8 protein-coding genes and 1 pseudogene are annotated in these 14581 nt (G+C 55.1%); 3 read left to right on the forward strand and 6 right to left on the reverse strand.

Annotated elements, in window-relative coordinates; translation table 11 throughout:
* Nucleotides 1-21 precede the first annotated feature (21 nt).
* The 3 genes and pseudogenes from BLM14_RS27955 to BLM14_RS27965 form a co-directional block, all read right to left on the reverse strand.
* Nucleotides 22-931: pseudogene (locus BLM14_RS27955) on the reverse strand (recombinase family protein).
* A 523-nt stretch (nt 932-1454) separates the two neighbouring features.
* Nucleotides 1455-2942: a UvrD-helicase domain-containing protein gene (locus BLM14_RS27960; protein ID WP_100003302.1), complete on the reverse strand. Its 1488-nt coding sequence runs from the start codon at nt 2940-2942 to the stop codon at nt 1455-1457.
* A complete protein-coding gene (locus tag BLM14_RS27965) occupies nt 2932-4662 on the reverse strand; it encodes an ATP-dependent nuclease (protein ID WP_100003303.1) in 1731 nt (576 codons plus the stop codon). Before BLM14_RS27965 ends, BLM14_RS27960 begins: the two co-directional genes overlap by 11 nt.
* A gap of 766 nt (nt 4663-5428) precedes the next feature.
* On the opposite strand from BLM14_RS27965, the gene BLM14_RS27970 reads away from it, so the two are divergent.
* The gene (locus tag BLM14_RS27970) at nt 5429-6868 is read left to right on the forward strand and encodes a Shedu immune nuclease family protein (RefSeq protein WP_100003304.1); all 1440 of its coding nucleotides are present in this window, start codon (nt 5429-5431) and stop codon (nt 6866-6868) included.
* 158 nt (nt 6869-7026) lie between these two features.
* On the opposite strand, the gene BLM14_RS27975 is transcribed toward BLM14_RS27970, so the two are convergent.
* From BLM14_RS27975 to BLM14_RS27985, 3 genes are read right to left on the reverse strand one after another with little or no spacing between them, the layout of a single operon-like run.
* Nucleotides 7027-7719, reverse strand: a complete 693-nt coding sequence (locus BLM14_RS27975; protein ID WP_100003305.1) for an SH3 domain-containing protein — start codon at nt 7717-7719, stop codon at nt 7027-7029.
* Nucleotides 7720-7756: 37 nt separating this feature from the next.
* Entirely contained in the window at nt 7757-11305 is a 3549-nt protein-coding gene (locus tag BLM14_RS27980) for an AAA family ATPase (protein WP_100003306.1), read from the reverse strand.
* Nucleotides 11305-12573 (reverse strand): metallophosphoesterase family protein, encoded by a 1269-nt coding sequence (locus BLM14_RS27985; RefSeq protein ID WP_100003307.1) that lies wholly within the window; start codon nt 12571-12573, stop codon nt 11305-11307. The genes BLM14_RS27980 and BLM14_RS27985 overlap by 1 nt, the downstream gene beginning before the upstream one ends.
* Before the next feature lie 447 nt (nt 12574-13020).
* Here BLM14_RS27985 and BLM14_RS27990 point away from each other — a divergent pair, with 447 nt between their 5' ends.
* Both BLM14_RS27990 and BLM14_RS28000 read left to right on the forward strand, forming a co-directional pair.
* Entirely contained in the window at nt 13021-13419 is a 399-nt protein-coding gene (locus tag BLM14_RS27990; RefSeq protein ID WP_133123942.1) for a hypothetical protein, read from the forward strand.
* 630 nt (nt 13420-14049) lie between these two features.
* A complete protein-coding gene (locus BLM14_RS28000; protein WP_133123941.1) occupies nt 14050-14529 on the forward strand; it encodes a hypothetical protein in 480 nt (159 codons plus the stop codon).
* Nucleotides 14530-14581: the final 52 nt, after the last annotated feature.

Here is a 14581-nt window from a genome sequence, read left to right on the forward strand (position 1 = left end):
GAATGAGCAGGGTGAATAACGTCAATTCCTGGCCTGCGCAACAAGGCCGAGCTTTCTCGCCCGGTCAAGCAAGTGTTCTGCCGACGAAGGTGCCCAGATCGATGATCCGCGCGGCGTGCGCTCGTGCATCGCCTCGATCTGGCTTGCAATATCACGGAACGTTAGATCCGGGTTGGCGTTGGCAATCCCGGTGACCAGCGACATCAATCGGTCTTGCGGCGTGCGCCGAGGCGAGGGGACAAACAATCCTGGATCAGCCAGTCCCTCGCGCACCAGCCGTTTGACTGAACGACGCAGGCGATCAGCCGACCATTTCTGTCCTGTCTCGCGGTTTAGGCTTCGCACAACGTCTTCCCAGGGATGCTCCGGTCGCATGCGCTGCACGATTGGCAACCATGATGAACATGGTCGTGGTCAGATCCGCGAGATGGCTGCGCTCTCGTGCCCGCGACGCCTTGGCAAGCGCATCTGGCCGCAGTTCACGGAAGCCGGGATTGCCAGGCAGTTTACCACGGGCTTTCGCCGCCTTGATCCCAGCCTTCGTACGTTCGGAAATCAGTGAGCGCTCCAATTGCGCGACGGCGCCCAGAACCTGCAAAGAAAACATTCCCTGTGGCGTGGATGTATCGATCGGATCGTTAAGCGAGCGGAAATGTGCGCCCTTCTCTTCCAACTGCTCAATGACCGCGAGCAGGTGACTGACGGAACGTGCGAGCCGGTCGAGCCGCACCACTAGCAGCACTTCGCCGGCATTGATCTCCCGCAACAGCTTCGCCAGCACAGGACGCGCCCGCGAGGCTCCCGACCCCCGCTCCTCGTAAATTGCAACACAGCCCGCCGCTTTCAACTCTAGTAGCTGCGCGTCGTTCACCTGATCTTCGGCTGAAACGCGGGCATAACCGCGGAGACGGGATCTTGGCCTGGTCAACATCCACCGATTCTAGCCATAAACAGCGCGCTTGTACAATATCGGAAGTTATGGATAAACGGTCAGTTGAAAATGCCGATAATAGGTGCAACGACGGTTCTACGGTCGACAAAACCCAGTAAAATCAACGAGAACGGGCGTCTAAACGACCAAAGAAGCGCACTACACGTCGATCGTTATGCAGGTGGCTGTCCATTGCGCGGCCATGACCGGCTTCGACGTATTTCAGTCCGATAAGAAGAAGCTAAGTAGTTGTTAAGTGCCGTTTGTAAAAAAAAATTAACGTAAACAGTGAGTTAAAGTCACCTGAGTTTACGACTGTAAAATTTAAAACCCCAAATTGGGGTACGCGTGTGTGGTTTCTGACTAAGCATTTCAAATTGAAACGGTAAGCCAAAAATCGGACGCAGATTTCTGACCTCGCGAGCCTGGCGGCATTTGTCACTCATGGTGCCGGCCCTGCTCGAGCGCTTTGAGCTGCATGTTTGGCCAGATACTGGTCATCGGCAGGGCGGGGAAATCGGGCTTACGCTTCTCTATCCTCATGCCCGACAGCCCGCGAAGGCTGGGTGTCGGTCTGTGAAAAACGCTCGCTTGTCGAGATCACGCGGAGCCGCGTTGTTGCCCGGGTAAGCGCAACGTACCAATCCTTAGGCGTCATTGTTTCTGCCGCGACAACAATCGCGCGGTCAAACTCAAGTCCTTTGACGAGAAGTGTGCTGCCGATACTCCGGTTCGCGAGACGTCGGCCAGCATGACGTATTCGGTTCTGGACCTCCCAGACAGACGCGCTCAGGGTCGGAAGTCGGCCAGCTGCCTTGGTTTGCAAGGCCGATTGCATGGCAAAAAACATCTCGCGCCGGTACAGGTAGGACCCCGGTCGGTCGTGCATTGCCTGAAGAAACGCGAGCATAGCCAATTCGCCGCCGTTCGAGATAACAGCGTCAGCCAAGGGAAAAAGGCTACCGAACTTAGCCTGGCCCAATCGGCGCCCTTTCTGCCGAGCATCGATGGCCTTCTCGAGCTCGGCCCTGTCGGCGCCCGTTGTGTATTTTGACACGAAGCCAAGAAGTGCCTTCAAACGCGCCTGGCCGTTCGAATTGTCGATGGACGTCGCCGCAGAATGTAGCGTCTTACAGCCGATGGCCTCAATATTTGCGAAACCTTGCTTGGCAAGCTTTTGGGCCAAGGATGATCGCCGGTTCTCACTGGTGCTGTCTGCAATGACAATCAGATTGCCCAAGTCGTTTTCACTCATCGCATCGAGGCACTGTCCGACGATAATCGCCTGGTGACGGGTGGGATCGGCCGGAAGCGCTGTCCAAGTGACGCATTTAGGCCGAGAACTCAGATCAATACCATTGTTCTGCTGAAGAGCAGTGCGGATATCGCCCAACCATTCGGCCAATTTGCCGTTGTCGGCATTCTTCCAGCGCCAAGGTGTCAAAAGCTCGGCCGATCTGACAAAGGTCGGGAAGACATCAGCATCCCAGTCGACGGGTTGCTGATTCCTGAAGTCGAAAATTGCCTGGAGCGGGTCGCCGAAGACGCACGTCGGCAGAAGATTAGCCAACCGGCTGACAACCTGGTGCTGCGAGCGGGTGCAATCCTGATATTCATCGACAAAACAGCCGCCATAGGAAGCAATCAGCACCCCATCGACGGCGCCGCTATCGAGAAGCCGAGCGCCAGCGAGATACACGGCGTCCCACTCGGCGATTGTCGTTGGCACAGTAGCGAGGATACCGGAGCGTTGCGGAAAAGAGGCAGCAAAACGTAGGCACCAACCCGCGATCGTATCGATGCGATATTTGTCGCTGGAGATGCGGTGCTTCTTGAGGCGGCGCGTCAGTGCATCGACGCCCGCATGTGTGTGGGTCAGGATGAGCCGTCGCTTCTCGCAGATCGCGACGGCGCGTGCGATTTGCTCTGTCTTGCCGCAACCCGCTGCTGCAACGATGCTTCCGCGACGCACGCCCGCCGCAAGCCGCGCGATGTCCTCATCATCGGCCATCGACCCAACCCCGCATCGCATAGATGCCCAAGGCGAGCGGCGTTTCTGCGATTTCTGCCATACAGGGACCGATGATGGCTGCCAGCTGTTCGCCGCGCGTAATGTCCTTGAACCAACTCTTGTCCTTTGCGACTTTGCCCAGTATGCGCCGGACTGCCGGCGTATCGCGTTCGGCGCCAAGCTTTGCATCCGTGACGGTGGGAAGATCGGCCGCTGACAATGCTCTGTCCATCACCGCCATGACGCTGTCTTGCCCGACGAAAGTAACGGCGAGTTTGATCATGTCGCGCACGCCGTTCCAAGGCAAATCAAGGAATAACCGTTCCTCCGTGGAGCATTCTCCGGGCCATTGATGGACAATGGTGCCTTTTTCTTCTGCCCGCTTGAGCGCGTCGGGGTTGGGTGCCTCGTCGGAATCGAGGACGAGCAGCACCTCATATCCAAGGTCCCGCAGGTGCTCCGCCACAAGTGGCGCCTTGTCTTTGCCTCCACCATCGATGGCGACGACGCTCTGCAGGGCAAAAGAATCAAAGTCCGATGTTTGCCACCACTCATCAAGACCGCGCGCGAAACCCTGTTCAGTCCGACCCTCGCCAACGAGCACCTTGCGAGCGAGGAATGCCTCGGGCGTGCCCCGAAGGTGCTGCTGGGCAGTATTGATGTCCTTCGCGGTCGCAGCGACCGACGCAACCGTGGTGATACCGGACGTAGAGCGAACGGCGAAAATATCAGCAGCAGTCAGTTCCCTGATAACGACAGGTGAATGTGTCGTGGCGAATATCTGAGGCTGGCCGCCATCTTCGTTCGATTTGGGTGTCTTGAGATATTTGAGAAGCCTCGCGACACGATGCGGCTCAAGGCCATGCTCGATCTCGTCGATGATTGCTATGTGGGGAGGTCCGGCATCATGTTGGAGCGCGGACACGAGAAGACGTGCGGATCCAGTACCGAGCCGGCGTAGAGGCAGATTGCCGTCATGCAGCGAGATCCCACCCGACGTTATGCTGACGCCTTGCACGTCAAGTTCGGCGGTGAACTTTCCCCGAACCGGCACTGCGAAGAGTTTGCTCAGTTCTTCTGCTCGATCCACGGCCTTCTTGAAGACGCCCTGGTCGCCCGCCTTGAACGAGGTGCGGGCAGCGCGACCAGCCTCGGCAAGTTGAAGACTGAACCCTTCGCCGGCCTCACCGATCCGCGTGAGCACAGACGTTCGGCCCCACCCAAGATGTCTTTCAGCAAAGGGCCCGAGCCGATTGGTTGCCAACTGCTTGGCATCTTTGTATCGCACGGTTGGCGAATCGCTCTCGGAGGCATCTATGCGATCGTTTTGGATTGACCAACGGGCTTCGAGCGATTGGTCGATGACAACCGTAATGGAGAGCGCCTCCTCCAATCCCGCCCCCGGCTCGTCGATGATCTTCATCTCGGCTTGATCCCAACCGCGAAGATGAAGGCCGTACCGATCCTCCGTCTTAAAGGAAGATGGCAAGCCAGCTAACGTCACGGTGATCCTAATCTCTTTCTTGACATTCAGATCGTAGAAATCGCAGTCGTCGGCGAAGATGTATGAACGCGGATTGAGACAAAGTTCGATTGCATCGAGAATAGTGGTCTTCGTCGAGTCTCTCGGTCCATTAAGGCAGTTCATGCCTGGTGCCGGTGCCCAGACCAGACTGTGTATGCCGCGGAAATTCTGTATCTCCAAAAAAACGATACGCATTCTGTGCCCCTCTGGCTGACGCATATCGTCAGTCGATATCTAGCCTTCGTTTGACTGCAAAAGCACCTGGAATCAGTCTCACGTTTGCTAAAGCTATACCATCGAATAGAGACAGCCATCGTTTCGACAGCGATACTGATGGCCCAACGTAAAATCCATGCTCTTGGAGCACGTAAAGAAGGCCATACATGGCGCTAAACCCTGCGTTTCTATGATGCACTACTCATCGGCAAAGCCGCAGAAGCTTGCGCGGCGAGTTCCGCACAGATTTCGGCCGCCTCGACATTACCTGCGATCACCACAATCGCCTTGGCAATGAGTCTGCCGCAGCCGCACTGTCCTTGACGGTCGGCTGGCATCCCTCGGCCATATACCCTTTGTCTGCAGTAAGCAGTGTGTCCGTTTAGTCCAAACGGCGGACATGATCTGGAAGATCGACCTGTGGTTGTCTTGGTATGGCCTGTCCCTCGTGAACGAGTCTCGCTAATTTGATCGCAGGTTGGGGCATTGGCGCACCAGTCGTGCGCATTACAACGTCGATCTTTCGCGACCGGCGCTGACCGATACTCGCATTCAACCGATGAGCATCGCGCGACGAATCTAGCTGGCAAGCATCGCCGGATAGCTCCATTAGACTTTGAATCTCTTCCCTTTTTGCAACTTGCCATCATAGTGTTGTTGATGCGATTCGGCTCAGTGTCCAACTGCATCCTGAGCGTGATTTCATCGCGACCAGTTCGTGAAACAACTAAGATGGCGTGATCATATGGAAGTTAAACCGATCGTCTCCTTCACCACAGTCGCCGATGAGACGCCTGACGGCCTGCGCGTAGATTTGATGACGACGGATTTCGGCCTGGAAGAACTACACCTCATCGTTTCGCAAAAGGTCATCGAACGGGCTTTGGAGGTATTTCCGGGGTTTGAAATACCGGAAGCCCCGATTGTCCTTGCGTCATACGAGGAGGACAGCCGGACGCTTAAGACATTTCCCATCAAGACAGGCTTTAATCAGGAGTTTCTGAAGCCGAAATACTCCAAACTCCGCAGCATTACGGTTGAAGATGTTTATGCGCCGGGTGACCATGAAACCGGTCAATCTTACAATCTGGAAGACCTTCCATCCGGATTTGTGAGAGATCCTCGGTTCGGGTTTGGGTTGAATTATGACATCCGGCTTATTGCCCTCTCTATTGAGAAGATCGTCGGCGTCAACGAACTGTTGATCTCAAAACAAAAGGGACTTTCGAAAGATGGGAACACCTTGCGAATGTCGCGAGGAGTGTTCGGCAAGATTCGCACAACTATGGGTCGACTGCATCGCAGTACTCTCGCCTTCGCGAACTCTCGTAAGTCGGACTATATCGACCTCACTTTGACAGCCATGCTCGATCCCAAACATGAGGCCGATGAGGATGCGCGCGACATAGCATCCGACCTCGGGGAGTTGCTCGCCCAAAAGCTCGTCGGCAAATCCAAGACTGAGGACATGGCCAGACGCTCGGCAATAAAGAGGGTGCGCTCGTCAGTGAAGACAATAGCGGAGAAAGAGCCGGAGGAACTTCTCGAACTTCGACGAGAAATCGAAACGGTCACTTTGGAAGAGCTCATTGAGCGGATGGAAAAGAAGATCAGGCAGAAAAGCCTCACTGAGCATGACTGGCAGGCATTCCTCACTAATAACTCATTCGTACTGGGGCTTGCGTTCGGCGTTCCCGCCGTTGTCTTCGAAGAGCAGGTTTCCGTTGGTGGCACCAAACTCGACGGTAGCGGTGGCAAACTTGCGGATTATGTTGTCAAAGCTGGTCTCTTCGGAAATCTCGCAATCATCGAGATCAAGACGCCCTTCGCCGATCTTGTTGACAAGAAGGCCTATCGCGGTGAACTCCATGCCCCCACACGCGAATTGGCTGGTGCTGTAAACCAGGTGCTCGACCAACGATACCGCCTGCAAATGGAAATCAAGTCGAAGAAGATCGATTCTAGGGAGTATGACGTATTCACCTACGCCGTGCAGTGCCTCGTGATTGCAGGCACCATACCGGAAAGTGAGCCGGAGCGAAAATCACTCGAACTCTTCCGCAACAATTTGCGAGATGTAATGATAATCACTTTCGACGAACTTCTGGCCAAGCTGAAGGCATTGCTGGCGTTCTTCAAAGAGCCGCCGAAAGCGGCAGATCCCCATAGAGCGGAACTCTTCTAGCCGGTCGGTTGGAGAATGGAAAAGGTGGATCGCGTCTGCCTGTCGCGTCACATGCGATCCGCATAGAGGTCATGCAGATGCAGGATGCTGTGTTTCCGAACAACGCGCTGTAAAATGTCCGAACATTGATAAAAGATCCTATGGCCTGCTGTTCATGGTCACTGGCGTGCCCGAAACGCTGAAATCATCTCCTTCGAAACGTCTTGCGGGAAACAAATCGGCGCGTAGCCACCGCCTCTGTTATAGGCGCTGCGCCGTCCGCATTTTCGCCCGGCCCGGTCTGTGTTGTAGGGACAAGCACATGTTCCAGGATAAACAGAGATTGATTGTGCGATAATGCTCTGAATGATCGTTGTGTCGCGTATGTCCGGCATGGCAATTTTAGGCTTCGGTGGAGCCTTTTGGGGCGGTGGTGTTTCGCGTTTCGCAGTTTCTTCTGGCTTGCTTTCGCTGAGAAGGTTGGATGAAATCCAGCCGTCCCGCCGCGTGAGATTGTCTCTGACGTGAGACCAGTCAGTCTGAGATTCCAGAAGAGTTACTTCGCGACCAATGTCGTATCGATCGATTATGGTGAAGCCCTTATCTGGACCGCTTCTAAGTGCGACGCGTTTGCCGCGAACGAATAGCAATCTGGTGGCCGCATGTTGTGGCTCCGTCGGAGCTGCTTGCGTCGGGTTCGCCGCAGGATCTGTTTCGAGCGCTTGTTCAGCCGGCGGATCGCTGGCGCTGGAAGGTGTAGCAAGGGGCTCGCTAACAGAAAGTGGAGGTGGCCGCCGCGCATCCTTTTGGTGTGATCCGAGCCAAAAATCGCCGGTCACGATAATCGTTGCCCAGAACAGAAATTTGCGCATGACCCGCCCCCACAAGGGTTATAGCTTCATACGGACTTCAACCCAGCACAAGAGACGGTTTCATGCGTTCAGTGGCGTTTCGTGGGGAGTGTGGCGTATATACGTCCAGTTCGTGAATACGTACCGTTGGCACAACCTTCTGCGCGATCTCACAAAGGTGCCTGTGATGAGTGAGGTAAATCACCTGACCGATCTTCGACATCTCGGCCAGCAGGCGGAAGACTTCCTCCGACCGTGGTTCGTCGAACGTTTCCATGATGTCGTCGGCAATGAACGGAACGGATGGACGAACCTGGGCAAATTCCTGGTAACCAGCGAGCCGCAATGCGAGGTAGAGCTGGAACTGTGTGCCCGTGGACATGGCGTCTGACATTTTCGAGCCGCCCTGCCGCGGAACGCCAATGAGGATTTCCTTGTCTTTCTCAGGTTTGGCAGCGAGACCGGAATATTCGCCACGCGTGATCTGGCGGAATGCGTCCGATGCTCTTTTCATCATCGAGCTTCGGTGTCTGTCACGATAAAGATGCAATGCTTTCTCGGCGGCCGAGGCTCCAGTTTTTAGGCGCAGGTATTTTTGCGCCAGATCCTCAATTTCAAGGAGGATTGTCCGCCGCTGCAGCTCGATCCTGGCCACCGCGCCGTCGCCCCCGACCTGCTCAAGCCTGTCTTTCGCACGGGTCAGATCTGCAAAGAGCAGTTTTGTTCGCTCCTCAAGGTTATCGATCCTGTCGGATAGTTCGGCGGCTTCCATCTCGACCTCTGAAACGTTGACCTCGGCAAGGAGTGCTTCGGCTTCGCCGAATGTCGTGACACGTAACTCTCTCACGATCTGATCACTCAATTCTGCGAGACGGCGCTCCAACCGATGCTTTTCAGCGACCTGTTCCAGCTGGTTGCTGACATCGGACAATGTCTCGACGCCAAAGAAGGTTGTGAGCGCGGTCTTGCGGGCTTCATGCACTGCAAGCTCCTGCTCGAGCCCCCTCCGGGTCTCCGACATGCGCGCATGCTCATCCATCTTCATAGAATGGATTTGCTGTGCCCTTTGGCCGGCGTCATATCTTTTCGTGAGGCTTTCTGTCTCAGCGAGACATTGTGTCGGATCGGAGGTCTCGCCAAGGTGTTTCAGAATATCGCGGACTTCAGCCTGAAAAGCATTCCGATCGTTTTCCATGGTTGCGATGCGCTGCGCCATCTGATCGCGCTCACGCAAAGTGGCCGGCAGGTCGGCAAGCGCTTTGAGAATCTCGCGCACTTGCGCGACGGCCGGCGCGTTAGCACCGAACCAGGTTTTTGCAAGTGCATCCTTCCAGTTGTCGTCCCAGAGTTTTGCTGCCTTATCAGCGTCCGTGAAATCTTGCTGCCGTTCAGCCAGCTCGCGTTGGCGTTCAAGAAGATTTGTTGCCGCAGTCGCTCTCTCGGCCCGCAGGCTGACGGCCCGGGACAAGTGTGTGCTGGCCGCTTGCATCAGCGCTGTTGCTGACAACGTTTCAACGGCCTCGACACCGGCAACACGCATCGCTTCAACGAGCGCGGCGACTTCATTTCCAAATTCTGCCCTTGCCTGCGCGATGTCCTCGTCCACCTGTTGCAAAGCATTCCATGCGACAAGCGTTTCCTTACGCATGTTGCTCCAGCGCTCAAGTAGTGAGAGCCAATCCTCAACCGCCCCGTTAACAGGCAATTCGATGGCAAGCGGAGTGGCCGTGCGAATTCGGGTGGAGAGTTGCAAGCGTTCGGCGTCCGCATCCGCTAACAGTTCTTCTTCGCGTAGTATGGCCGCCGCGTGAACCGACAATGTTTGGGTCAACTGCCGCAGCTCTGCCAAGTCTCGCGATCGCGCCAGACGGGCTTCGTTGAGGTCGTCGTCCGTTCGCATTTTCTGTTCGAAAACTTGGGCCGTTGTTATGTCGAGATGCTCGAGATGCTCGTCCCAGGCCTTCGTCCGAGCCTCGCGTGATTGATGAGCCTTGGCATCATCGATCAATCCAGCTGCTGCCTGTATCGCCTCAATGCGCGCTTGAGCATCGCGTTGCTGCGTAATCAGATCGCGCAGCCGTTCCTTGTGATCTCTGAGACGTTTTTCGATCAACAGCGCTTCGTTTCTCCACGATTCGATCTGCCGTGCCTCGGGAGGGGCAATAGCGTGGAGAGCTGTTCCATCTCCAGTCCACGGGCGCAGGTTGCTCAACAGATTTTCGCAATTTCGCGCCAGCTGTCCGCGATCGCGTTCCGACACCCGCAACCTTGCCTGATGATCGCTGCTTTGCAGTCTGGTGAGTGCTGTTTCAAACGGCGCCGTTGCTGCTTGGTCTATCACTCCGCCAGTCGTTGCAATTTTGGCGTTTTCTTCCGCGGTTCGATCAACAAGCTGCTTCGCTCTCTTCAATTCGCGCGTTGCTGTCTGAAGCGTGGCGTCAATACCTGAACGCGTTTCAATGAGATCGCGTAACGCACCAATGAGAGAGGCAGGCAAAAGCAGCGCTTCTGGGGTCTTGTTGTCAGTCTGTTCAAGTGAAGCAAGGATGATTGAAAGGGCAGCTTCCTGTTCTGCCAGCGCCACGCGACGACGAGGCAGGTCTGTTTCAGCAGTTCGGAACCGCGCCCGTCCATCCTCCAATCCAAGTATGCGGTCGGCCATCGGCCCCAGCGGTTCGTCAACGTCGATGAAATCGATCTCCGCTTGCAAGCGGGCGAGGTCCTTTTCGATGCCCTCGATCTGCGTCTGGATCCTGGTCTGGTCTTTCGTCAGCTGAGGGAGCTCAGAAACCCAGTCTGTGGGCGGTCGGGGCAAGTCGGCATAGTCAACAAGTTGAGCCGTCAGGCGCTCATGCTCAGCAGCAAGGGGGAGGGCGCGCATAATCCTTGCAAGTTCACCATGTCTCGTCCTGCTGCTAGCAAGGTTGCCCATCTCTTCATCATAGGACGATTCAGCCTGTTTGTGCGTTGCAATCAGGGTCGAATAGGTGGAAGCGAAGGTATCGATCTCATCGCGCTGTGCCTTAAGATCGGCAAGCGTCTGTTTCAATTCTGCCAGCTGCGTGTTGCGTCCGCGCTTCTTGTGAATGAGGTTCGCTTCCTCTGCTGTTGCCGCCAAAGTTTGACTGAGGCCGGCCAGACCCGCGCTTGCGGAAAACAGCAATTCGCCAAGATCTCCCTTGCTCTGGATGATGGCGTTTCCGCCGTCCTCCAGAGACCGCTCATCAAGCGAAAACATCGTGCGGTATGCGTCCCGGCTGAGACCTGCGAGCGGTGTGCCAAACAATGCCTCATTGACCGGCTGCCCGTGCTGGTCCAGTAGCGAATTTGTCCGCTGCTTTATCCGGACAAGCTTGTGTTCGTGTCCGTCAAATTCCAGACAGGCGCCGATCTGCATTGCACTGTATTGGTGGAGAAAATTGAAGCGGCTGCGTTCCTCGATGCCGAAAAGCAAATCGAGATAGGCTGCAAAGGCCGTGGATTTGCCAGCCTCGTTCAGACCATAGACGATATGCAGATCCGGTGTTCCAGCAACTGGCTCGCCAAAATCGAGCGAGTAATCCGTGAACTTGCCATAACGCGTCAGCTCGAGTTTGCGTAGCCGCATCACTGTAGCTCCCTTGCGGGAGCTTTGAGGCGGGCGATGATGTCGTCACCACTTTGCGACATCAGATCATCGACGAAGGCGTCGAATTCAAGTTCGTTGTTTCCCGCAAACTTGCGACTTTCAGCCGGCAAATCGTCGAGGAGATCCTGGACCATCAGCCGGATGTCTTCGCGAAAGCCGTGGGAGGTCATAACCTCCGTCTGCATCAGCTCGCCAAGTTCAACCAATGGATCGGCGACGGCGAAGGTTTGGAGCAGGTCGGCTGGACGGACACCGAGCTCGATCTTTTCCACCCAGGTTCGGCCAATGCCTTGTGCGCGCTGTTCGGCCTCCGCCTGCAGCAAATCCAGGTCACGACGAAGACGCCAAGCCAGCGGCGTGCTGCCGATAAGTTTCAGGCGACCGACGAGATGCTCCGACCGTGTCCGATCGCGCTGCTTAACAAGGGCATTTTCGATACTGCTGACAACGTCCCGCCACTCCTGAATATCCGTCACATCAACGGTCAGACGTTCGAATTGAGCAATACTGGTCAAGCGCTCTTCGACGGTGATGGAACGATCATCGCCTATGGTCACCAGGGAAACGGTTTTCTCGCCCGCCTCGTTGATATCACGGCCCTGCGGCATTCCCGGCATAATAACCGTTTTTTGCCCGAGGTGATGCGACCGCAGATGAATATGACCGAGAGCCCAATAATCGAAACCGGAAGCATGAAGATCAGCGACGTTGCATGGTCCATAAGGATCATGGCCGGAAGCACCGGCAAGACTCGTATGCATGATCCCGATATTTACGCCATCCGTCACAGGCGGTCTGTATTTCGGCAACAGATTGTCTGGTGCATGGGGTTTGGCAAAGCTCAATCCATGGATGACGATGTTCAACCCGTTGTGTGGCAGTTCGATAGCTTCGGCCCGAGCGCCAAATATCTTCACCGACGGTGGCAGCAGAAGTTCCTGCGTTATCTTGGACAACGCATCGTGATTGCCGCGGATCTTGTAGACGTTGATATCTGCCTCATGCAGCCGCTGCATCTGCGTTGCTAGAAACCGGGCGGTTTTCATGGAGGTCTGATCGCCGTCATAAAGATCGCCGGCGATGATCAAGGCGTTGACCTGTTCTTCTAGGCAAAGATCCACGACAGCAATGAGTGCCTGACGCGTGGCATCGCCGATCAAACTGGCTAGGTCCGGATCCCGAAGCGATAATGAACGCAAAGGCGAGTCCAGATGGATGTCAGCGGTATGGATGAACCGAAAAGCCATGGATCCTTTAATGGAGTGAGAACAGATCGAGCTGCAATACATCGCACGTCACAACCAGTGCGTCACGCGTGCAGAGACAATTCACAGGAGTTTTCAGTGGATGGCGAAAGCGAGCTACGCGAATAAGGCGCGTGCAAGATGTGAACTGATAACCGATGATCTGTATATTCTACCCAAAGGGTGGCAGGGGGAGACGGGGCTAATGGATTTTCGCGCGTTGTTTTCTGGTGGCTGGGAGAAGAACACAGCGGTTGCAAGTGCCGTGATATCGGCTGGGGCACTGATCGTTTCGTTGATTGCGTTGAGTCATAGCTCTCAACAAACTGACATCGCGAAGGAGGCGCTTCGCGCAAGCGAAAAGAACGCGGCGTTTCTCAGCTTAGTGAAAGATTTGAGCGCATCTGCCAATCATTGGATCTCAGCCGCGGTGCCAACAGGTTTTCCTGGGTGGCGCCATTCAAAACGTCCGAACGATTGCAGATTCTTGCGTTCTATCAACCCAACTATCAGGTACCGAAGTCGGACAATAGAAAGCTGATCGACGAAGCGCAGGCAAAATCCGACACTGTCGGCGCTGTTCAAACCGCATTGCAAGTTTGGTTGAACGAGTCGGAATATAAGTTCGTGAACCAGTCCCTATTCGATCTGCGGAACATCTACATGCGAGAGATTGAAGAAAAGCTCTATGCTTCTTTGCAGGCGGAATCATATTTCAGAGTGGCGGCTCTTTGTTTTGGAACACGAGACGGTTTTATAGAATGGTACAAGAATCCACTTGGCGCCACGACCGACCAGATGCCCAAACTGAAAGATGTACGACTTACCAGCCGATCGCCGCGCCCTTAGCGACGAGCCCGCAGTTAAGGAGCGATTTCGTTAATGTCCCGAGGGCAGCGATGAACATACCGTGCGCGCCGAACTTCATATAGTCTCCGAGAATCGATAACCACTAGCAGAGCGATCATGACCAAATTGCCCCTGCCGCCGTGTTCCAGTAGCCACGAAGAAGATGATCGAGGCACTCAAGGAAAACCGGAAGGCGAACCCCACGCCTTTGTCGCCATGCGTGGACCAGACAATAATTGATATCGAGTCGTACTACCGGAACCAGCCGGAGGGAGCCCCTGCCGCTGTACGTCAAACGCAGGGCGGAATGCTGGTTTACGCTTTGTCGACGATCCAGCTCCGCAGAACATCAAGCGGCCGCATCAACGTCCCGGGATTTGGCGACTTCACAATGAAGTCCGGGGTGAACTGCTACCATCCAAAGAGTCAGACGACGCTCGTCGTGCCGACGGACGAGGTCGTGACCCTGGGCCAATAAACATCCGCACGGCGAGTTCGGTTATTCAATCTACCGCGGGAGGGAATGAATTTGTACCCACGGATTCTTTCAGCTCGACATTAACCACCGGCGCCCGCCCTTGTGCAAGGAACAATGATTGATCAGTCTTAACCAGACGAAGGATGACAGAAATGGGCGACACTGATGCAAACCGATACTTTCATGTTGTGGCTTGGGTCAAAGGGGACGCCGAATCTCCGGTTTTCCTATTCGGCGATCTGTTGGAGACTGACTTAGAGAAGAAATTTCTCAGCTACTACCGGGCTGGCCGGAAACTGCTTGCAGACCGACATTTGTACGACATTCACGACTTGGTATCAGTGTCTATTATCGAGACAGAGGTTCCTAAGGATAAGGCTATCGACGATTTTCTTCGCCGAGACCGCGATGCGATCGATCGCCTCAATCAGAGTTCGCATGTGTTCTTCCTTGGCCGCATAAGTGGGCCGAATGATGTCGACGTGCTCGAGGTTGGTGAGGATGTCACATCTCGCTACATTAAGGGGCCGCCTGGTGAGGGTAGGACATTAGTCGACATAATAAACCATCCGTGGACCTTAACTGTCCTAGGCGGTCTTATCGTGGCACTCATTGCGGCAGCCGTCATGTAATTGAGTTGGCTGTTCGGGTAAAACATTATTGTTCAACCTATCCACAAGGATA

The sequence above is a fragment of the Phyllobacterium zundukense genome, from assembly GCF_002764115.1.
GTDB lineage: Bacteria > Pseudomonadota > Alphaproteobacteria > Rhizobiales > Rhizobiaceae > Phyllobacterium > Phyllobacterium zundukense.